Here is an 18599-nt window from a genome sequence, read left to right on the forward strand (position 1 = left end):
ACCTCGAACGGAAAACACTCACATGACAGAAGAAACCACTTCCGAAGCGATTATCGTCTGCGGAGTACCCGCCAGTGGCAAGACAACATTCGCCCAGGGACTCGCCCGCGAACTCCGCTGGACCTACCTCGACCTCGACACCCTGACCAATCCGTTGTTCGAATACATGGGCGGCGAGTTCCTGGTCGACGTACCAACGTCGGAACCCCCCACGCGCGCAAGCGTGAACGACATCCGCTACACCTGCCTCTTCGACACCACGCGGGAAAATCTCGGTCTGGGCAACAGCGTCGTAGTTGTCGCCCCGTTCACGTCCGAGCGCACCTTCCCGGCGGCCTGGGCGCGGCTTGTTGAACGCCTGGCAATTCCGGCCTCCCGCGTTCACCTCGCCTGGATGGACACCCCGGCGGACGAAGTTGTGGTCCGCATGCAGCTCCGCGGTGCCGCACGCGACCTCGAAAAGGTCAAAGAACCGGAACGCTTCCTCTCCCCCGACGTGACACGTCCTCCCGGTGTCCACCACACCCGAATTGATGGGCTGCTCGCCCCGCACGACCAGATCAACCACTTCCTGCAGGACTTCACCGTTCGCGAAGCCGTGCACTAGCCGCCCGTCGAAGCCGACCTACCTCTAACACCAGCAGAGAGTGATGCCTTAGCAAAGGCCACCCTGTCAGCCGGCGTGTCCGAACACCAGCGCTGCGGCCCGTCCTGTCGGGCCAGCCAGTGACCCACAAGACCATAACCACCAAATAGGAGAACCCAGTGAACGAACTTACGACCCTTGAACGCCGCGGTATGGCCGCGATCTCGACGCCGGGCGGAAAGATGCTCATCGTCGCTGCCGATCAGCGCAATGGCATGAAGGCCGTCATGAACGACGCCCCGGAAGGACCCGGCTCGATCACCGCCCAGCAGCTCTCCGACGCGAAGTCAGACCTTGTCCGCTACCTGGGCAACGCTGCCCCGGCAATTCTGCTCGATCCCGAAGTCGCACTCCCCCGCGTAGCAGACGAGGGAATTCTCTCCCGCGACACCGCGCTCGTCGTCGGCCTCGACGCTTCCGGCTTCGAGACAGTCGAGGGCCTGCGCTACACGAAGTACGTCCCCGGCATGACGCCGCGCAAAGTGCGCGAACTGGGCGGCGACGTCGCCAAAATGCTCTGGTACATGCGGCCCGACCTCCAGGACGCTACCTCGCGGGTCGCTGACGAGATCCGTGAACTCGTCACTGAATGCTCCGCCGAAGGCCTCCTTCTCATCGTCGAGGTCCTGGTCTACCGGCTCGATGGCGAAAGCGAGCAGGACTACGCCGCAGCCTTCCCCCGACTGGTGGCCGACGCGGCAAAACTGTCCGTAGAATGCGGCGCTAAGGTCCTCAAGCTCCAGTACCCGGGATCAGCCGAAGCCAGCGCATCCGTCACCGAAGCCGCCCAGGGCGTGCCGTGGGCCGTCCTCTCCGCCGGCGTTGACCACGAAACCTTCATCAAGCAGGTCGAGATCGCCGTCGCGAACGGGGCAGGCGGCGCCATGGCCGGCCGTTCACTGTGGAAGGACAGCCTGGCACTTTCGGCCGAGGTCCGGGAGCAGCTGCTAACCACACGGGCGCTGCCCCGCCTGCACGAACTCGAAGCCGTAGTGGACGGCACCCTCGTCAGCTCCTAAAGACCGATAGGTGCCGGCAGCTGCCTAAAAATAGAACAGCAGCTGCCGGCACCGGATTGCTTCCCAAAAATACGCCGACATGACCGCTATACACCTCAGCGAAGCTGAACTACACCCCAACCTGACGTCAGGTACCCCTGCCGATAATGGTCAGAGTAGGGTCCGCCTGACGGTTTCCAGACACGTCTCTTGGCAAGTCTTAGGCTTCAGCCTGACAGCTTATAGGCGGGATTGGCTTGGATCGCGTGACCACGCTTTCCCTTGTCACATAGAAACGAACGTCTGATCCGCGCATCTAAGCTGCCACATCGTCAGGAGCAATAGGGAAGAAACGGGAGTCGCCTACCGGCAGGCATAGCTTTTACGGAGGCTCACGGGCGGATCAAAAGTAGTTTCAGGCTCCAAACTGTTGCATAGAGGCAGACTTTGGACTCCACCGGGGTAGGAGCGCTGATAGGCGTGATTACGTCGGCCTACGGCCTAGAAGGGGCTGGGGTTCTCCTCGATTGGCGAAGCTCCGGTCAAATAGCGGTTGACCGGAGCTTCGGTTCATTATGCGCAGCCGAACCTTCGGTTTCGCTGGGAAAGCGGAGTCACTGCGAGGAAGCCCGGGAGGCTTGGGCCCTGCGCCAAACTTCGGCAAAGGCTGTAGCCGGATTTGGTGAAGCTGACACCCAGAAAGATCGGTTGAGCTCAGATGTTCGCTCGGGGCTATCGCTATTCCCCGCCGATTTCACGCTTGTCGACCTTCTGGAAACACTGAGAAGTGGTGACGACTGGCGCGGTTGGTTAGTGCACGAAGGCAGGAACGAAGGAGTCGCTGAAGGGCTCGAACCAGTCCTTGAGTTCCATGGGGGCGAGGCCGAGCTGCATGTTCAGTTCGACGTCGCCTTCGAAGCCGTCCATCGCGTTCTGGTAGAGCATTTCACTGTCGGTGTCTTCGAGCATGCGTTCCTCCAGCCGGCCCCGCCAGCCGTCTGCCAGGTCAAGGCCGTAGAGGTCCTGGATGACTTCCACCTGGTCCAGGAGGCACCGGACCGCCAGTTCCTGGGCCACGCAGGACGGATGGGTCCAGCCGCGGATCAGCGCACCGGCCATGTCGGTGGCGATGACCAGGAAGCGTTGGGCAAACCGGATATCGTATTTCTCGGCGTGCCTGGGTGGCAGCCCGGACAGCACCAAGCTGCCGGCAATGTCCTGCCGGGTGATGTGGACGAGGCTTCGCAGCTCGGCGATGTCCTCGAACAGCTGGTCAATCAGGACCGCCGACGCCTCCCAGAGCGCACCGGCAAGAAGCTTTGCCTGGACCAGGCTTTCGTCCCGCTGCTCCGGGGTCACCGACTCCATCCATTCCAGCTCCCAAGTCTCCAGAACGGCCCTTTCATCGGCGCTGAGATCTTCAGGACGCGGTTCGTACCCCAACTCCTCGCGACTGATACCGGTCAGCTCCTCACCGACGTGGATCAGGTACTCGACATAGTTCTCGTGCTCCGGACTCATGCGCCCGATGCTACAGGTCCACGCGAACGGCTGCTCCGGAGATTAGAACAGGGGTCGGCCGGGAAACCGCCGATCCGTCCAATTGCGCAGACAATGTCTACACAATTGGACGTGCTCATAAGAGGCGGCAGGGTCGACGAAGATGAAAGGTTCAGGGCGACACTCCCGGCTGAGCGGACACGCCGGTACTTTTCCGTGGACAACGGTGCGGGAGTTATTCGCGGGTCCTTAGCCGCGCCCGTCGTTGCCGGTGGACATGCTGTGCGCTACCGGCGGCAAGGCTCAGTTCGTCTCCCCGGTGTGTCGGCCCCGCACCCTACGATGGATCACCCCGGGGGAAAGGAACAGGTGATCTCAGGTGAACGAACAAGGCAGTGGCAAGACGACTCGGGTCCAAATCGCGGGACTGTGGATCGCGGCCTCCAGCCTGGCCCTGGCGCTACTTCGCACTGTTTTAGACGTGCTCGAACTGCTCGGACAATGAGCAGAGGCGTCGTCCGTGGGGCGGGGGCTGCCGCCGGGGGTTGATCCCGGTTCCCGTTCGTCCAGGTTTCCTGCTACTCCTACTCGGAGGCCGCTGTCGTTTGCCCGCAATTGTCCAGACAATGTCTGAACAATTGCGGGAGGTATCCACGGAGCTTCCAATTCCCTACCGCTGGGCTTCCCGACCCCACCGGTTTCCCGGGCAAAATCCCATCCGCAGCCCCGCAATCTGGCGGAACGAAAATCCGAAAGAGCCCGGGCACTCGGAGGCATCATCGCCAATTGTCCAAAGTTCTTTGGACAATTGGCGGACTCGTGAGGCATCCACCTCTGCGTCGTGCCCGACACGCGCAGCGCGTGCGCACCCGAACCGGACGGGCAGTGCCACCATCAATATATGAGCGCTCCCACTGTGGATGCAGCGATCAACGACCTCTTGGACTGGGCATGGCACGCAGTGTACGAACTGCTTGCGGGCAGGGGCCTGCTCGGCGAAGGCCTGGACGTCGGAGAATACACCGGGATGTCGTCCTGGGTGGAGGGCCCGACCAGGTACACGGTGGTGCACTCCATCGCAGTCGCCATCCTTTTCATCGACACCGATCCGGTCGACGCCATCACCTTCCACCGGGACCTTCTGGGCTCCGAGGATCCGAAAGCATTCTTCGAGACCGTGACGACCGCACGCCAGGGACTTTGATATCCCGCAACCCACGCACGAATCCCGTGCCGGTCAGGAAGAAGAACAGCCATGAACGACCTCTCGACGCTGAGCTTCTCCCTGACCTATGCGGGCACTCTCGGGGTGGCCCTGCTGATATTCCTCGGACAGGCCGTCGTCTTCGCCACCCTCCTGCTCCTCGCCGGGTCCCTCTGCCTCCTAGCCTGGACCGGCCGCATCATCACGGGACGACGTCGGACGTAGGAACACTCAACCCGCCGGCCAAACGAAAGTCGTGCCGCTCCTCACCCCCCCGGTTCAGCGTGTCTGCCCGGCTTTCCGTGGGCAATGTTCGTACTGTCAAGGCATGCCACGGGGACGATCGGGAATTGAGGCGGGAGCCATTCATCCCCTTGCCGGTCAGCTGTCGATCGACGACGTCCTCAGGGACAGGTACGACCTGACTCCCCAGCTCCCGCTGTATTGGACCCAGTACGAGACCACTCCCCAGGATCCCCATCCCGACGTGACGGCGAAGTGATCAGTCGGCCTCAGCTCCTGCGATCCGATAACGCCCGGAGACGGAAGGGTACTCACCTCGCCAAGCTTGGGTGCGACCGAGCAATTGTGTACTCGATCGTGACCGGTAATTTGTATACGGCCCCCGCCACCGCGGTGTACCTTCGATGCAGGAAACCTACTTCCCGACCCTAACCGTATGAATGAACCCCTCCCGGCTTTGTGCGCGGCCGGGCGGTTATGCTGCTGTTGCCTCGCGGCAGCCCTCCATGCACCTGAGGAAAGAGCCTGCCATGGCCACCTCGCATTTTCAGCAGTTCCTGAACGACGCTACCTCCCCAGCTCCGGACACGGACGTCCCGCTGGGGCCCGACTGCCTCTACGGGCTGTACACGAGCTGGTGCCTGCTCCACGGTATGGCGCCCAAAACCAGCGCATCCTTCCGGGTCGGCATGCGTCTCTGCCGGATCAATGTCCACCACAGCCGGCTGAGCATGAAAGGACGGGCAGCCGCGGACTACATCCTCGCCAGCTACCCGTACACAGGCTGATCATCATGTCACTGGACCTTTCAGCCTTGCGCCCGGATGGCGGCGACCTGCCCCCGCACGTGCTGCCGGTAAGGTGCACCGCCTGCAACACCGACCGCGACCTCACCATTACCGCGGTGACACACCCTCCGGAGCAACCGGCCGACGTCGTCATGGTGTCCCACACATGCAGCCGGTGCGGGCACTTCAGTGAGCATCCCGCCTGGGTGGCTGAACTGTCCATCGTCCTGGCCCGCCTGGGACAAACAGACGACGTGCTCATCCTCAGCGGCCACTACATGCACTGCGGGCAACCGATGGAACGGACGCACACGGAACTCCACCGGCTGGCTGCACCCATGTCCACCGAAGACACAGCCGAAGACGATCTGGAGATCTATCTCCCCACCCGGGTCCTCAGATGTGCCTGCGGATTCCAAATGGAACTGCCCGAATGACGGTCCTCGACCGGGCGGACGAATCGGATCACTATGAGGCGGGGTTCCGGCTCGCCTGCGGCCCCCTGGAACCTGTTCGGTGAAGCGCGGGTCTCGCTTTGGCGCACTCTGATCCCGGAATGTGCGTGGGCAACCCGAGGGCACGGAACGTATGTTCCGTGCCCTTCTTCGGCCCACCGCCCGGTCAGAGACTCGGGCCCCGGCGGCCTTGGTCGGGTGTGGCGCTGGGGCTACGGCGTTCTGCCCGTCGCTTTGCTTCCTGCGCGGCCTTTTCTTCCTGTGCCGCCCGGATCTCATCGCCGGCGTTTGGTGCAGCGGTGCGGGCTGCTTCGCGTTCCTGCCGCGCCTTTGCCAGACGTTCCTTCGGCGACTCCTGGGCTTGCCCGGCCGTGGTTTCCTCGGCCTGCCTGCGGGCGGCTATATCGTTCAGTGCCTCGCTGACAGCGTGCGGAGCCTGCTCAGGGGCTGGCGCACCCTGACGGGCTTCGCGGTTTTCACGGACCCGCCGGACCATGGCAGCGACACGTTCGGCCCGTTCCTGCTCCGGGGTCAGGGGCACGTCCTGGGAGCGTTCCTCCCGCAGCCGGTCCACGACATGTTCTGCCGGGGTAGGTTCGGTGGCCACCGTTGCTCCGACGTCGGCGGCGTCTGCCATGAGTGCCGCGTCGTCGGCGGATAGGGGTTCCTTCGCGGTTTGTGCGGAGTATTTGTGCATGGCGGTGACACGGGCGGCCAGCGCGGCACCGGTTCCCTTTTCGGTGTACTCGGCGGGCAGGACCGTCGCCTCGGTCTCCGGGATCCGGTAGGTGTCGCGGAAGGTTTTGACCTCCACGGCAAGGTCCCGCCATTGCTGCTGTTTGACGGTGTCGGAGGGCACGGGTCCGAGGGCTGCGGCCCAGGTCGGCGGGGCGGCGGCCAGTTGGGAGCCGAGTCGGTTGACTTCCTGGGCCATGACCTCGCGGCGTCCTTCGAGTTCCTTGCGCCACAGGGCCGGTGTGTCCCGGTGGGTGATGACATCAGCCGGTGCCATCCATGCCGCCAGACCATCCGGGGCCGGGGCCGTGGCCACGGGTTCGGGCAGGCGCCGACGGAGGATCTGTTCTGCTTCGATCCGGCGGAGGATCTGATCAGCTGCACGTACCCGGGGTGCGTTCTCGTCGCGGCGGTAGTTGGTGACGGCTCCGCGTTCGTAGGCTTCATCAGCAGGGACCGGTTCAGGCATCAGTTCACGCAACGCTTTCTCCTTCTCCAGGGCCCCGGCGAGCCAGCGGGCCTTGGCGGTCGCCGGGGCATCGTTGATTGTGGCATCGGTGCGCAGCTGTTCCTTGGCGCGGGCAATCCGTATGTCCAGGTCATCGTCCGTGAGGTGGCCGTGGAGCCGGGACTGCCAGGGGGTTTCCTTGGTTTCCTTCCGCCACTGTCGGGCGAGGTCCTTCGCACTGGGCGCGGCGGTGGCGGGGTTCTGTCCGGCGTTGGCCTGGGCGCGCATCAGTTCACTGACGGCCCGGCGCTGGAGGCGTCTCAGCGCTTCGTCGCTGACCGCTTCCAGTGGCCGGCGCACGGGTGCTTGGGCTCGGGTGCGCCAGTAGTCCAGCTTGTCTTCTACCCGCCAGGCCAGCACCGCTCCGATGTCCTGGGATTCCTCGAACGGGTCCTTTGCGGCGTCGGTCAGGAGGTTGGCGATGTTGAAGCCTTCGTTCTCGGCCTTGCGGAGGTGTGTGGCGATGGCACCCCAGGCGTCGGAGGCGATGAACGGCTGCGCTTGACCTTCGCCCAGGATGTTGCGGGCGGTGTTGGCCATGCGAAGTTCGTTGGCCTGGTCATCGATGTCTTTGTAGACGGTGACCATGTCCGGGAGCGCACGGGCTGCTGCCCGGGCGGCGTCGATCTGTTCGTGCGCGGTGAGGTTCCCGTCGTGGTTCCCTGCGACGGTGCGCAGCACGTCGGCAAGGGTTTCGCCTTCCTGGACTACCCCGTAGAGGTTGTTGGATTCCCGCCCGCGGGACGCGGCGACGTAGGCCAGGGAGCGGGAGAGACCCGAGCCGATCAGGGCGTGTGTGGTGTCGCAGGTCAGGCCCTGGGTGCGGTGGATGGTGGCGGCATAGCCGAGCATCGTGTTCTCCCGCACGTACTGCGCGGGCAGGGTGATCGTTCCGGCGTGACCGTCATGTTTGGCGGTCAGGGACCCGTCTGCGTGGACCTCGACGACGGTCCAGACGTCGTTGTTTTTCACGAAGTCTTTGCCGCGGTTCACGCTCAGGCGGCGGTTGTTCTGCCGGGTGACAATGACGTCCCCGGCCCGTGCGGCGAGTCCGTCACGCAACGCCGCGGCCGGGCCGTCGGCCAGGGCGCCGGTGCCGAGCCGATAGGCCTGGGCGCGGGCGTTGAGTTCGGTGACGGTCGCGTTATCGAACGCCATCATCACCGAGTGCTTACCGGCCGCGGTGTCTTTCTCCCATGCGGTGTAGACGTGGGATGTCATTGTTTCGGCGTCCCCGCCGACCACGCGGCGGTTGGCCCGGTAGAACTCCCACGGGTCATCTTCGCCAACGGCCGGGGGTTCGCGCAGCGCCAGCGTCGCGGCGGCTTCGGCGTCGTTGGGGGTCCCGTCCTCGTTCCGGAAACGGTGCAGGTCCTCCAGGTGCACAGCGCCGACGGTGTTCTTCAGATACCTCAGTGCGCCACCGGAACCGACAGCGGAAAGCTGGTTATCATCGCCCAGCGCGCGGACGACAGCGCCGTGCTGTTCAGCGATCGTGACGGCTGCCGCGAACAGCTGTGTGCCAACCATGCCGGCCTCATCAAGGAAGATCACGTCCCCCGGCAGGGGGATGACACGGTTCGGATTTTGCGTCTGGTGGCCGAGCACAAAGGAGTCAATGGTGGTGGCGTTGGCCCCGAGTTCCTTGCCCATGACTGCCGCTGCGGCGGCGGTGGGGGCAAGGCCTATGACGTTCCCGCTGGCGTGCCGGACCGTGTCAGCGGCAAGCTTCAACGCGGTGGTCTTACCGGCACCGGCGGGTCCGACACCGACCACCAGGAGCTTGTCGCTGCACGCGAACTCCCGGGCCATGCTCAGTTGGCCGGCATCGAAAGTCTTCTCCTGCGCCCCTGCAGCGAAGTCAAAGGACTCCTGCGTGGCGGCGGGGATGACGCTGCGCTGCGCTGCGGTCAGTAACCGGTCTTCACTGTGGAGGACACCGGAGGAGGTGTAGAGGGTGGAGTGGACTTTGCCGTACCGGCTGGCACCGTTCTTCAGCCGCAGCCCCTCAATCTCGGAGGCCGGGTTGGTAGCGGTGATGCGCAGGGAGAACTGGTCGATGGCGCGGGCCTTGACCTGTTCAATGAGGTCCTTGGGGATGGGCAGCTCACCGAACTTCGACCCCAGCCGGCGGCGCGTCTCGGCGTCGATGTGGTGTTCTCCCCATACGCCGCGGCTGCGCTCAAGTGTGTGGATGACACCGGCTGCCTCGATTTCAGGGTCCACTTCATCGGCGTGGGTCACCAACGGTTTGCCTACCCGTTCGGCGGCGTCACGGGCGTCGTGGCGGTGGGCCTGGGCCTTCTCGATCGCTGCGGGACCGACGACCATGCCGGGGACCTGGGAGAACTCTTCGGTCCATTCGGTCACCAGGTCCGAGAGTCTCCGTGCGGCCTTCTTCTCGGGCCGGGTGTCGAGGGTGGCCTGCTGGGCCAGGGCGATCATCTGCTTGGTGTTCGGGGCGTAGCCGTGGTCCTCGGTGAACTGCTGGACCAGGTTGTCCAGGGCCGGCTTGATGTCCCCTGAGCGCGAGGATCCCGCTTCGATGGCGGCGACGTCTACCCCCGCGATCTCGATCACGGGCCGGTCCCCGGCGACTTTGCGTTCGGTCACTCCGACGCCCAGGCGAGTGCAGACTTTCTCCATGACGGTCCGGTTGTAATGCTCGGATGCGGCGACGTTGAACTGGTAGAGCAGGCGTCCGTCGAGGCTGGACCACTTCCCGTCAGCACCCATGACCTTGTTGGAGACCACGACGTGATCGTGCAGCTGCGGGTCCCCGCAGCGGGAGTCGTAGTGCCGGAACGTTGTGTAGACGAGACCGCCCTTGACGTCCTCCTGGCGGACACCGTTGCGGCCGCGACGGGTGAACGTGGCTTCCTTTTCCAGGAAACCCATCGTCTCTTCAATGGCTTCGTGATGCGCAGCTTCGATCTGCTTCCGTGCATCATCCCCACCAACAGCCCAGAGGACAGAAACCGACTTAGCGGGTGCGAAGACCAGGTCATAGCCTGCGACGGTCTGTGATGCCGGCTTGGTCTGGGCGGTGATGAACCTGCCCAGTTCCTCCTTGTCCGAGGGGTTACGTCCGTTGAGCTCGCGGAAGTACAGGGCGCCTTCCTTGGTACGGATCAGACGACGGGCATCCGCGTCCGGCTCCTTATGGTTCATCCGCCGGTAGTCCCCTGTCGCGGTGTTGATGCGCGCCTGGAGCTCGTTATCCTTCTGCGTCGGCTTGCGGTAACGCTGCCCCAGGGCGACCTTCGCAGACGGGTCAGCGGCAAGCTTGGCAGCGGCGTCCGGGTGCAGCCCTTCACCGAACAGGGCCGCCATCTGGGCCTCTGATACCTCACCGGAAACGCCCAGGAGTGCAGCTCCGCCGCCGCCCCACTGACCCGGAGGGTTCCCGTCCACGGTGTAGTAATCGCCCAGGGAACGGTCCTTCGTGCGCAGCTCGTCACCGCTGGCGACTTCACGCGTGTAGTACGTGTATCCGTCGCCGGCACTGAGCTTGTGCACGGTCATCATCGCCCCAGCCTACCCGTCAAGGCACCTCACTCGTCGATGATGCATGAGGTGTGACAGATATTGTGTCTTTTGGATTTGTGGAATCGGTGACGGGAGGGACGAGCAAAACTCGATGAAACGAAGCGAAAAGGCGCAGGATCAGGCCATCAAGTCTTTGATGCGGTTCTGCACATGAGAATGGGCGGTGGGTAACACGCTTTTCCGTTATCCACGGTGCGTTCGATTGTGTGGAACCGCTAACGGAATGGTTTATCCACAGGTGGGCAGCGGAGAGACCGGATCTATCTCGGAGCTGTCCAGGTGTGGGGAAACATTCCACGGCCAGCCCGAGCATCGCGAGGTCCGATCCTGTAGGTTTGTCCGGGAGTGGACGAACCCGCTGGCTACATTCCGCGCGAGAGTGTGGGAAGGCCAGCGGCCATACCGGATGTGGGCCCGACCCGGCGCTAGCCGTTAGGTCCGGGCCACGGAAAAACCCAAGGGGAGGGACCCAAGAAGATGGCAGCACCACGGAAGTCCGCGCAGCAGTTGGCCGCACGGGAGAAGGCCCGGGCCAAAGCCCAGGAGCTCACCGCCCGCCACGAGAAACTGATCGACCTCGCCGCCGAGTTCTTCGAACAGCAGGAACAGGCCGACCAGGTACGCGCCGAGGCGCAAGCCAAGGCTGACGCCATTCTGGCGAAGGCAGAAGAGGACGCCGCAGCGGCCACGCGCGGCGCCGCCGGCACAGTGGCCGCCATGCTGGCAGCCGGCGAAGCGAAGTCCGCAGTCGCTGCCCGTCTGGGACTCTCCGGCGTGGAAGTAAAGAAGATGCTCGACCTCCACGCGGCCGAGCGCAGCGAGGCAACACCCGCAACCACCGGCGAAGAACAGGGCGAAGATCAGGCCGCTGCCGCGCACGCCGCCTAGGCACTCACCCAGCGGTCACAAGAATGGTCCCCGGCAACAATGCCGGGGACCATTCCCGTCTTTGGGGAAGCTGGCTAGAACAGCGTGGGCGCCTCCGGGTCTGCCCCGCTGATCAGGGCGCGAATGCGTTCCTCACGATCCCAGCCGTGAACGCGGACCTCGTCCCGCAGGAGGCGGGAGCGGTCTGCGAAGAGAGCGCGGGAGAACCCGCGCCAGCGGAACATGGAACCGTTGGCATCCCTTCCTTTGACGAGTCGGTCCGCCATGTTCTCCCGGTTCGTTCCCGGGTCCAGGTGCGTGTCAGTACCCGCAGTGACACGCACGCAGATCGGCACGTCGCATCGGTGCATCAAGGCCCCGAAGGATTCCATGGGAACGCCGTGAACCAGGTGGAACGCGAACCGGTGAGGACGGACTGCCTGCGTGCGTCCGTCGGCGTTCAGAGTGAACCGCCCGTACCCGTCATCAGATACGGCCGCGCCCCACAGCCAGCAGTCATCCGGGCGTGGCCCCTTGATGACCTTGGACCAGAACCGATCCTCCGGCGCAGGAGTCATCGCTCCGTCACCACCCGCGCCAACGGAGCTCGAGCTTGTTCGCCGCGAAAAAGAACCCGGCCATGAACAGGAAGCCCGGAATCGCCTGCAGAACGCCCTGGCCAATCCAGAAAACGACCGCGGCCAGCAGCGCGATCACGCCGGCAGCCTTGCAGAGGAAGATCAGGACGCCCTGGCCCGCCTGGATGGGATGGGTGAGTGCGTGGATGACCCAGCCCACCAGGGCCACAGCTGCGAAAGCTGCCAGGAAGAAAAATATGAACATGATCCCCTCCTATTGCTGCTCTGCGGTTCGTCTCCCGGGAAAGCCGGCGCCCGCCGTCATTGAGTGTCCTCTGCGGGAGTGTCGCCTTCTGTGATCAGGCCGGACGCGATGCGCTCAGCGGTCTTCGCGTAGGCGGCATTAATGTAGGCCGTCAGGTCGTCCTGCCGAACCCGCCAGATGCCCCTCCCGCCGAACTGAGCGGCCCTCAGTTCACCGCTTTTCACCAGCGCATAGACCAATGGTTTGCCGAGATTCAGGATTTCCTGGACCTCGTCCAGAGTGAGCATCCTCGGGAACGGCACGGCAGTGGGCGCGGTTGTTTTGTTCACTTCGCCACGTTACGTTTCCTCGTTTCGGTGCTGCATTTCATTCATGGTTCTCTGTCCGCGGCGCAATTCGCCGGCCTTCACCGGCGGCCACGGCTTGCCGCCGTTGTACTTGCGCTGCAGACGCTTCACCTCGCGCATGGTCGCCCGGACAATGAAGTCCGACACGCTCGCGTCGCCCTCCTGCAAACCCGCCGCCTTGAACGCGGCCCGGACCTGTCCGGCCTGGTCCTCGGTGTAGTACGGCGTGAACGCAGGAAATCTTTCCGGCTTCTTCGCCATCAGGAACCCAGCCTGTTGATGGACGGCACGGTCTGCCGCCGGCCACGGTTGTTATCGAGGGCGGGGATCTCGGCCATGGTCTCTCCTCTTCTGGTCGCAGGACCAGGGCGGTATGGGCGTGTGGGCCTGAGTGTGCCGGCAGCTCACCAGTATGCCGGTTCGCCGTTGGGGCCGGGTCGGTTGATCCGCCCCGTCGGGTTGGCTTCTTTGCCGAACCAGGGATCGTCTTCGGCGAACTGGGGGGCGGGTTCGCTGATGGGCCGGTAGGTGTCATCCCCGACGTCGCCGGTGTCGTTCTTACTGTTGTCCTGGCGGGCGTTGGGGGTGCGGCTGACCGCCACGTTTTGGAATCGCATGGACAGGCCGATCTCTTCGACTTCGAGTTCGATCACGGTCCGCTTCTCCCCCGTCTTCGTCTCGTAGGTCCGGGACTTCAGCAGCCCAGAGGCAATGACGCGCATGCCCTTGGTGAGGGATTCCGCGACGTGCTCCGCGGCGTCCCGCCAGACGCTGGCGGACAGGAACAGGGTTTCGCCGTCCGCCCATTCGTTCTTCTGCCGGTCGAAGGTCCTGGGTGTGGAGGCGATGGTGAAGTTCGCGACCGCGGATCCACCCTGGGTGAAACGCAGTTCGGGATCGTTGGTGAGGTTGCCGATTACGGTGATGCTGGTTTCGCCTGACATTGGATTCGTTCCTTCTCTGCTGGTTTCGTTCGGTGCGGCAAAGCGTTGCGTGCGGTGGGGCCGGGGGCGGCGCTGTCAGTCTTCGAGGTCCTCGAGGGCCGCCAAGCGCTGGGACAGCTGATCGGCGTAGATCTCCTTGAGCAGTACACGGTTTTCCATGAAGTACTCCCCGTCCTCGGGGGTGTCCCCCGACAGGAGGGAGGAGGCTGCGTGGAAGCGGGCTTCCGGTCCTTCGGCGGGGTTCTCAAGCCGGTGCAGGCTGTAGGCGATGGCCCGCAATTCGGGATCCTGGTCGAACCGGGCGGGCACGTCGTGCCGGGTAAGGACGGTGGTGATGGTGATGGTGCTGGCGGTCATGATGCTGCCTCGATTCGGGTGGGGGTGTGGTTCATGAGGGCCTGGACGAGCTTGTCGCGGCGGAGGCCGGACCAGTGGTCCTGGTCATCGGCGTTGTTCTGCACCACGGGCGCCTGGGAGTAGCCGAGCTCTTCGGTGATGTATTCCAGTGCGGCCGGCACTTCGGTGATGTCCACGGCGGTGTAGCTGATGCCTTTGGAGTCGAAGTACGCCTTGGTCTTATCGCACTGGGGGCAGTCGGGTTTGGTGTAGACCGTGTACTCGGTGGTGGAAGTCATTTCAGCACCTGGTTTCGTATCTCGATTAGTTTCGTTCGTCTGGCTGACTTGCTACATCTATTCTACCAATCATTCAACTGAATGAATAGACGTTTAGCCGCTAATTCTAGGCGTTTTTTGATTAATACTTTTACCGGATCGTGGTGGGCCCGTCAGCAGAGTGGCGTAAGCCGCCCCGTGCCTGGTCCTCGGAATAGAGCCGCCGTAGAAGCTGCCGCCCGCCGCCGCGAGCATCCGTGCCGGCCTCGTCTGATCGTTCACAGGTCATCGTCCATGGCTGATCTTTTGCGGCCGCCGGCCGCTTCTAATCTTTGAAGTTAATGGCGCCGCCCTGGAGGTGCATGTGTGTAGCGTGGCCGGGGTAAGTAGTCCGTGACAGCGAAAGGGATTTCAATGGCCCAGGGTGATATCGAGACGTACTACGAGGACGGCGCGTGGAAGAACAAGCGCGAAGGCACAGACCGCCCATTTTAGACCGGCGGCACCAAGGATGAAGCGGTCGCTGAAGGGCGGGAAGCTGCGAAGCGGGACAAGGTTGAGCACGTCATCAAGAACCAGGACGGGCAGATCGCCGGCAAGAACAGCTACGGAAACGATCCTCGCAACGTTCCGGGCTAGTTGTGGCTGAGGCTCTGCCGGCGGGACTTTCCCCGCCGGTGCCCTTGGTGCTGGCCAAGGTGGTGCCCCGGATCCCGGCCGCCGGCGCGCTACCGGGGGGCTGTCTCTATGAGCCCAAGTGGGATGGCTTCCGTCTCGGAATTTCTGTGGACGCCGGCGCAGCGTCATTGTGGTCCAGGCAGGAAACTGATTTGGCCCGCTTTTTCCCTGAACTCGTAGCCGCTGCAGAAGACCAGCTCCCATCCGGGGTCGTCCTGGACGGCGAGGCAATCATCTGGTCAAAAGGCCGGCTGGACTTTGATGCACTCCAGCGCCGGATGACGACATCGAAGACGCAGCTGGCCTCCCTGGTACGGGAGCTCCCGGCGTCGTTCGCGGCATTTGATCTGCTCGCAGTCGCCGGTCGCGACATTCGCGGCGTTCCGCTCTCTGGCAGGAGGGAACTGCTGGAGGCGCTGGCCGCGGATTGGCGCCCTCCATTGAACCTCTCCCCGGCGACGAGGGATCGGGAGCTGGCGACTCGCTGGTTTGAGGAGATGCCGGCGACGGGTATCGAGGGTCTGGTCATCAAAGGGACGGCGCAGACCTATGACGGTGGGCAGAGAATTTGGTCAAAGGTCAAACACAGAAACGTCTTGGACGTAGTGTGCGGCGCCGTGATCGGAAGCAGGACAGAGCCCACAGCGATCGTCGCGGGCCTGGTCTTTGACAATCAGCTCCGGATCGTTGGCCGGTCCTCGGTCCTCTCGTCAAAGGTGGGGCGTGAGGTGGCCCGCTACCTGAGGCCACCCGTATCGACTCATCCGTGGCCGGAAGAGATCAGTCAGGGCGCTCTGGACAGGTTCAGTAAGGACAAAGGACCTGTCCGGCTGACGCGGGTGGAACCTCTGGTGGTGGAGGTTTCGGCGGATGTTGCCTGGTCCGGCCAGTCTTTTCGCCACGCACTCAGGTTCTTACGGGTCCGTCCCGAGCTGGATCCGGGCGGGGTTGACCTGCCATCGACGCTCAAGGAAGGGCGTTAAAAGCGGCCGGGCCGGCGTGAGCCGGCCCTGCCTGGGGTTTCCCTCTGCAAAGGAAATCTGTGGGTTCAGCTTAGCTGAACTGTTTCTGGTGCTGCCGCTGGCCCGGGACTCCACATCACTTTGAGGCGTGCGGTGGGGTCGGCAGTGGTTCTCCACGGGGCGAGCTGTTGGAAGACCCGTTCAGGTGCCGCCAAGTCGCGCTCCGTCACTGAGCCGATACGTCGCACGGTAACCGTCCCTGGTTGCCACGGTTGCTGTTTGGGATTTGCGGTCGATTCTTGTTTTGCCGTTCCGGCCGAAGAGGTCCGCATGTGCGGCGACTTCCCCCGGCGTTAGGTTGGGCAGCGGCGGCCGGCTGTCTTCGAGCACACGAGCGAGTGCTCTCGTGAACCGCCCGGCGGGCGTCTGACCGGGGTGGTCATTGCCCCGGTTCGGTGCCTCGTCCTCCTCGTTGACGGGGCGGAGGGTGAGTCCGATGAAAATGGTCAGCCCGGAGAGGATGAGTCCGATGCTGACGAAGAAGAAGTCGACAGACCAGCCTTGCGATAACGGCAGTAGCACGGCGAGGAGGAGAATTTTCGCGTGTGTACCGGTCGGACGGAGTTTCGGCAGGGGGCCGGTGAAGTAGAGCCGGCACACCGCGAAAGTGATCAGGGCCAGCGTCGCCATCAGGCCCCAGCCTGCTAGCAGCAACACCAAGAGGGCCACACTTTCAGCCGGGTTGGTGATGATCCCCAGGATGCCGCCTGCTGCTCCAGCGTAGGCAAGGTATCGGAAGGTGGTCGTGCCGGCAGTGATCAGGTTCAGTCGGGCTTTCATGGTGGTCATCCTAAGTTTGAGGGCGGACATTGTTGGTAGGTGGCGGTGGTGCAGCGCGGCACCCGGTCGCCCGGGATGGGCCGCGAATGGCGGTCCGCCGCTGGTGAGTGGCTGCTGTGGTTCGCCGTGGGCGGCGGACCGCCCGGTTCTGGGAGGTTCCTGGCCCTATCGTGGTGAGTGAGCTGGGACTTTGCCGGGCGGTGGGGGTTCCGCCCGGCAAAGGTGTTTCAGATCAGGCGGCTTCGGTCTTTTGGTCGCTGTCGATGATGATCTGTTCGACTTCGCTTGCTGTGTATCCCCATGTGACCAGCTGGTTTAGGTAGTCCCGGTGGGTCTGGCTGGGTGAGCGCCACGAGTCCTTTTGGATGGTCTTTTCGTACCCGGCGCAGATCAGGGCGATCAGTGCGAACTCGGGGCGTGCGGTGGTCTTCGCGACGTGGTCCCTCAACGGGTTCCATGCCCACTGATTGGACTCTTCGAACTTCGCTCCTACCATTTCAGCGGCGACCTTGCCCTCGTATCCGCTGGCGGTTTCGGGGTGGTGGGTGATGGCGTGGACGGTGAAGTACTGCCAGCCCTTGGGGGCCTGCTTCCTGGCCAGCAGATTTTTGACCCATTCGCGCCGGACCGTGGTGGCTGACTGCATCAGTTTGTTGTTCTCGATCAGGGTCTTTCGTTCGGCTTTCTGTTCCTCGGTCATGGGGCCTTTTGGGGCCGATGACGTGCCGTAGCCGCTGTAATAGCGCAGGGTGTAGCCGAGTTCCTGCCAGCCGGTGACCACGGCGACGGCGGAGTGCTCGCCCCTGTAGTCCGTCTCGATGTAGACGGCATTTCCGTCTTCGTCGGTGGCCGCTTCCCCGTCTGCCCTTTTCAGCGATGTGACTCTGAGCGTTTCGCTGTCCTCTCCGTAGCCGCAGTCGGGAACAACGGTGGTTCCTGCCGCTTCCAGTTCGGCGGTCAGTGCGGCCAGTGCGGCGGCGCGGTCCCGCTTGTCGCGGAGCTGTTGGGTGACGTGCAGGAGCATGTCAGCTTCGTCCCGGATCACTGATTCCAGTTCGTCGGTCGCGTCCGCGTCGTCCTCGAACTCGGCCAGAATCAGGGCTTCCTCGACGGTGTAGCCCTTGCCTAGGGCGGCGGTTCCGGTGTTGGTGGACTTGGCTTTGAGGGCGCTTTCGACGGTGGTTTTGGTTCTGCCGGTCTTCTTGGCGATCGCGGCGGCGGATACGCCGATCAGGGACAGTTGGTGGTAGGCGTCGGCTTCGTCGGCTTCGGTCAGTTCGGTGCGCTGGATGTTCTCCACTACCTGTGTCACGATGCGTTCGGCTTCTTCGGGGCTGTTGATGATCATCACCGGGATGGTCTCGCGTGCGGCTTCGACGGCGGCGCGGGTGCGGCGCTGGCCCATCAGGACGTGCACGGTTCCGTCGTCTTTGCGGTGGGCGATCACAGGTTCCATGACGCCGTGTTCTTTGATGCTGGCAATGAATTCAACGGTCAGTGCGGCATCCTTGCGAACGTTGATATCAACGGTCAGTGTTGCCGGGTCGAGCATTTCAAGCGTGGGTGTTGCGTTCATGGTGTTGCTCCTTTTGCAGAGGATTGGGGTGGGTGGGGCGGCCAGGTGACCGGCCAGCTCCCTTCTCCCCGACGCTTCTATGTCTGTCAAGCGGCTGGAAAAGGGTGCGGGCGCGGACCAGTGGTGGGGCAGTTCAGGTGACCGGCCAGCTTCCCCTCTCCCCCGTTGTTTTGGCTGCTGGCGAAGCTTGCGGAGCTGTGGCCGACGGAGGCCTGTCTACCCGCAGGGCAAGGTGCGGGAAATTCCCGGAGGAAATCAGCGACGTAGGAGCGCCGCAGGGACATTTCGTGCGCCGCAGGCCC

20 protein-coding genes and 1 pseudogene are annotated in these 18599 nt (G+C 63.7%); 10 read left to right on the plus strand and 11 right to left on the minus strand.

All coding sequences use genetic code 11. The features are described from left to right. The first annotated feature begins 22 nt into the window (after window positions 1-22). Both ASF98_RS18885 and ASF98_RS18890 read left to right on the plus strand, forming a co-directional pair. Complete coding sequence (locus ASF98_RS18885; protein ID WP_055805205.1) at window positions 23-607, plus strand: AAA family ATPase; 585 nt, start codon at window positions 23-25, stop codon at window positions 605-607. A gap of 158 nt (window positions 608-765) precedes the next feature. Continuing rightward, a complete protein-coding gene (locus tag ASF98_RS18890; RefSeq protein WP_082506942.1) occupies window positions 766-1665 on the plus strand; it encodes a tagatose-bisphosphate aldolase in 900 nt (299 codons plus the stop codon). A gap of 789 nt (window positions 1666-2454) precedes the next feature. Here ASF98_RS18890 and ASF98_RS18895 read toward each other — a convergent pair. Further along, window positions 2455-3165: a hypothetical protein gene (locus ASF98_RS18895; protein ID WP_055805208.1), complete on the minus strand. Its 711-nt coding sequence runs from the start codon at window positions 3163-3165 to the stop codon at window positions 2455-2457. Between the two features lie 880 nt (window positions 3166-4045). Between ASF98_RS18895 and ASF98_RS18900 the strand changes: the two genes are divergently transcribed. The 5 genes from ASF98_RS18900 (at window position 4046) to ASF98_RS18915 (ending at window position 5816) form a co-directional block, all read left to right on the plus strand. Beyond that, window positions 4046-4348: a hypothetical protein gene (locus ASF98_RS18900; RefSeq protein ID WP_055805211.1), complete on the plus strand. Its 303-nt coding sequence runs from the start codon at window positions 4046-4048 to the stop codon at window positions 4346-4348. A gap of 51 nt (window positions 4349-4399) precedes the next feature. Continuing rightward, the gene (locus tag ASF98_RS24270) at window positions 4400-4573 is read left to right on the plus strand and encodes a hypothetical protein (RefSeq protein WP_156372469.1); all 174 of its coding nucleotides are present in this window, start codon (window positions 4400-4402) and stop codon (window positions 4571-4573) included. A gap of 103 nt (window positions 4574-4676) precedes the next feature. Next, window positions 4677-4850: a hypothetical protein gene (locus ASF98_RS18905; protein ID WP_156372470.1), complete on the plus strand. Its 174-nt coding sequence runs from the start codon at window positions 4677-4679 to the stop codon at window positions 4848-4850. Window positions 4851-5121: 271 nt separating this feature from the next. Beyond that, window positions 5122-5379, plus strand: a complete 258-nt coding sequence (locus tag ASF98_RS18910; RefSeq protein ID WP_055805217.1) for a hypothetical protein — start codon at window positions 5122-5124, stop codon at window positions 5377-5379. A 5-nt stretch (window positions 5380-5384) separates the two neighbouring features. After that, window positions 5385-5816 carry a hypothetical protein gene (locus ASF98_RS18915; RefSeq protein ID WP_055805220.1) on the plus strand — a complete coding sequence of 144 codons (432 nt, stop codon included), beginning with the start codon at window positions 5385-5387 and terminating at the stop codon, window positions 5814-5816. Window positions 5817-6000: 184 nt separating this feature from the next. Here ASF98_RS18915 and mobF read toward each other — a convergent pair whose 3' ends face one another. Then, on the minus strand, window positions 6001-10605 hold the full coding sequence (mobF, locus tag ASF98_RS18920; RefSeq protein WP_055805223.1) for a MobF family relaxase: 4605 nt from the start codon (window positions 10603-10605) through the stop codon (window positions 6001-6003). 498 nt (window positions 10606-11103) lie between these two features. On the opposite strand from mobF, the gene ASF98_RS18925 reads away from it, so the two are divergent. Beyond that, entirely contained in the window at window positions 11104-11514 is a 411-nt protein-coding gene (locus ASF98_RS18925; protein WP_055805225.1) for a hypothetical protein, read from the plus strand. A 74-nt stretch (window positions 11515-11588) separates the two neighbouring features. On the opposite strand, the gene ASF98_RS18930 is transcribed toward ASF98_RS18925, so the two are convergent. The 7 genes from ASF98_RS18930 to ASF98_RS18960 form a co-directional block, all read right to left on the minus strand. Beyond that, window positions 11589-12071, minus strand: coding sequence for a hypothetical protein (locus ASF98_RS18930; protein WP_055805228.1), 483 nt, complete (start codon window positions 12069-12071; stop codon window positions 11589-11591). A gap of 7 nt (window positions 12072-12078) precedes the next feature. Then, the gene (locus ASF98_RS18935) at window positions 12079-12336 is read right to left on the minus strand and encodes a hypothetical protein (protein WP_055805231.1); all 258 of its coding nucleotides are present in this window, start codon (window positions 12334-12336) and stop codon (window positions 12079-12081) included. Window positions 12337-12392: 56 nt separating this feature from the next. Next, a complete protein-coding gene (locus ASF98_RS18940; protein WP_055805234.1) occupies window positions 12393-12665 on the minus strand; it encodes a helix-turn-helix domain-containing protein in 273 nt (90 codons plus the stop codon). A gap of 9 nt (window positions 12666-12674) precedes the next feature. Further along, the gene (locus ASF98_RS18945; RefSeq protein WP_055805238.1) at window positions 12675-12944 is read right to left on the minus strand and encodes a ParB family protein; all 270 of its coding nucleotides are present in this window, start codon (window positions 12942-12944) and stop codon (window positions 12675-12677) included. A 143-nt stretch (window positions 12945-13087) separates the two neighbouring features. Next, on the minus strand, window positions 13088-13627 hold the full coding sequence (locus ASF98_RS18950) for a single-stranded DNA-binding protein (protein ID WP_055805241.1): 540 nt from the start codon (window positions 13625-13627) through the stop codon (window positions 13088-13090). 75 nt (window positions 13628-13702) lie between these two features. After that, window positions 13703-13984 carry a hypothetical protein gene (locus ASF98_RS18955; protein WP_055805244.1) on the minus strand — a complete coding sequence of 94 codons (282 nt, stop codon included), beginning with the start codon at window positions 13982-13984 and terminating at the stop codon, window positions 13703-13705. Then, on the minus strand, window positions 13981-14262 hold the full coding sequence (locus ASF98_RS18960; RefSeq protein WP_055805247.1) for a glutaredoxin family protein: 282 nt from the start codon (window positions 14260-14262) through the stop codon (window positions 13981-13983). Before ASF98_RS18960 ends, ASF98_RS18955 begins: the two co-directional genes overlap by 4 nt. A gap of 489 nt (window positions 14263-14751) precedes the next feature. On the opposite strand from ASF98_RS18960, the pseudogene ASF98_RS24905 reads away from it, so the two are divergent. Further along, a pseudogene (locus ASF98_RS24905) lies at window positions 14752-14880 on the plus strand (DUF2188 domain-containing protein); the annotation flags it as partial. A 62-nt stretch (window positions 14881-14942) separates the two neighbouring features. Continuing rightward, window positions 14943-15902 (plus strand): ATP-dependent DNA ligase, encoded by a 960-nt coding sequence (locus ASF98_RS18970; protein WP_326950776.1) that lies wholly within the window; start codon window positions 14943-14945, stop codon window positions 15900-15902. A 180-nt stretch (window positions 15903-16082) separates the two neighbouring features. Here the strand turns inward: ASF98_RS18970 and ASF98_RS18975 are convergent, their stop codons facing one another. Both ASF98_RS18975 and ASF98_RS18980 read right to left on the minus strand, forming a co-directional pair. Further along, window positions 16083-16721 carry a hypothetical protein gene (locus tag ASF98_RS18975; protein ID WP_055805253.1) on the minus strand — a complete coding sequence of 213 codons (639 nt, stop codon included), beginning with the start codon at window positions 16719-16721 and terminating at the stop codon, window positions 16083-16085. Window positions 16722-16953: 232 nt separating this feature from the next. Then, window positions 16954-18297, minus strand: a complete 1344-nt coding sequence (locus ASF98_RS18980) for a ParB/RepB/Spo0J family partition protein (protein WP_055805255.1) — start codon at window positions 18295-18297, stop codon at window positions 16954-16956. Between the last annotated feature and the right edge of the window lie 302 nt (window positions 18298-18599).

The organism is Arthrobacter sp. Leaf337 (assembly GCF_001423745.1).
GTDB lineage: Bacteria > Actinomycetota > Actinomycetes > Actinomycetales > Micrococcaceae > Arthrobacter.

What these genes read in the sequence shown, in the direction of transcription:
- ASF98_RS18885 (WP_055805205.1), top strand. Translation starts at nt 23, where the DNA reads ATGACAGAAGAAACCACTTCCGAAGCGATTATCGTCTGCGGAGTACCC.
- ASF98_RS18935 (WP_055805231.1), bottom strand. Translation starts at nt 12,336, where the DNA reads ATGTTCATATTTTTCTTCCTGGCAGCTTTCGCAGCTGTGGCCCTGGTG.
- ASF98_RS18895 (WP_055805208.1), bottom strand. Translation starts at nt 3,165, where the DNA reads ATGAGTCCGGAGCACGAGAACTATGTCGAGTACCTGATCCACGTCGGT.
- ASF98_RS18960 (WP_055805247.1), bottom strand. Translation starts at nt 14,262, where the DNA reads ATGACTTCCACCACCGAGTACACGGTCTACACCAAACCCGACTGCCCC.
- ASF98_RS18980 (WP_055805255.1), bottom strand. Translation starts at nt 18,297, where the DNA reads ATGAACGCAACACCCACGCTTGAAATGCTCGACCCGGCAACACTGACC.
- ASF98_RS18910 (WP_055805217.1), top strand. Translation starts at nt 5,122, where the DNA reads ATGGCCACCTCGCATTTTCAGCAGTTCCTGAACGACGCTACCTCCCCA.
- ASF98_RS18945 (WP_055805238.1), bottom strand. Translation starts at nt 12,944, where the DNA reads ATGGCGAAGAAGCCGGAAAGATTTCCTGCGTTCACGCCGTACTACACC.
- ASF98_RS18955 (WP_055805244.1), bottom strand. Translation starts at nt 13,984, where the DNA reads ATGACCGCCAGCACCATCACCATCACCACCGTCCTTACCCGGCACGAC.
- ASF98_RS18930 (WP_055805228.1), bottom strand. Translation starts at nt 12,071, where the DNA reads ATGACTCCTGCGCCGGAGGATCGGTTCTGGTCCAAGGTCATCAAGGGG.
- ASF98_RS18905 (WP_156372470.1), top strand. Translation starts at nt 4,677, where the DNA reads ATGCCACGGGGACGATCGGGAATTGAGGCGGGAGCCATTCATCCCCTT.
- ASF98_RS18915 (WP_055805220.1), top strand. Translation starts at nt 5,385, where the DNA reads ATGTCACTGGACCTTTCAGCCTTGCGCCCGGATGGCGGCGACCTGCCC.
- ASF98_RS24270 (WP_156372469.1), top strand. Translation starts at nt 4,400, where the DNA reads ATGAACGACCTCTCGACGCTGAGCTTCTCCCTGACCTATGCGGGCACT.
- ASF98_RS18925 (WP_055805225.1), top strand. Translation starts at nt 11,104, where the DNA reads ATGGCAGCACCACGGAAGTCCGCGCAGCAGTTGGCCGCACGGGAGAAG.
- ASF98_RS18975 (WP_055805253.1), bottom strand. Translation starts at nt 16,721, where the DNA reads ATGAAAGCCCGACTGAACCTGATCACTGCCGGCACGACCACCTTCCGA.
- mobF (WP_055805223.1), bottom strand. Translation starts at nt 10,605, where the DNA reads ATGATGACCGTGCACAAGCTCAGTGCCGGCGACGGATACACGTACTAC.
- ASF98_RS18950 (WP_055805241.1), bottom strand. Translation starts at nt 13,627, where the DNA reads ATGTCAGGCGAAACCAGCATCACCGTAATCGGCAACCTCACCAACGAT.
- ASF98_RS18900 (WP_055805211.1), top strand. Translation starts at nt 4,046, where the DNA reads ATGAGCGCTCCCACTGTGGATGCAGCGATCAACGACCTCTTGGACTGG.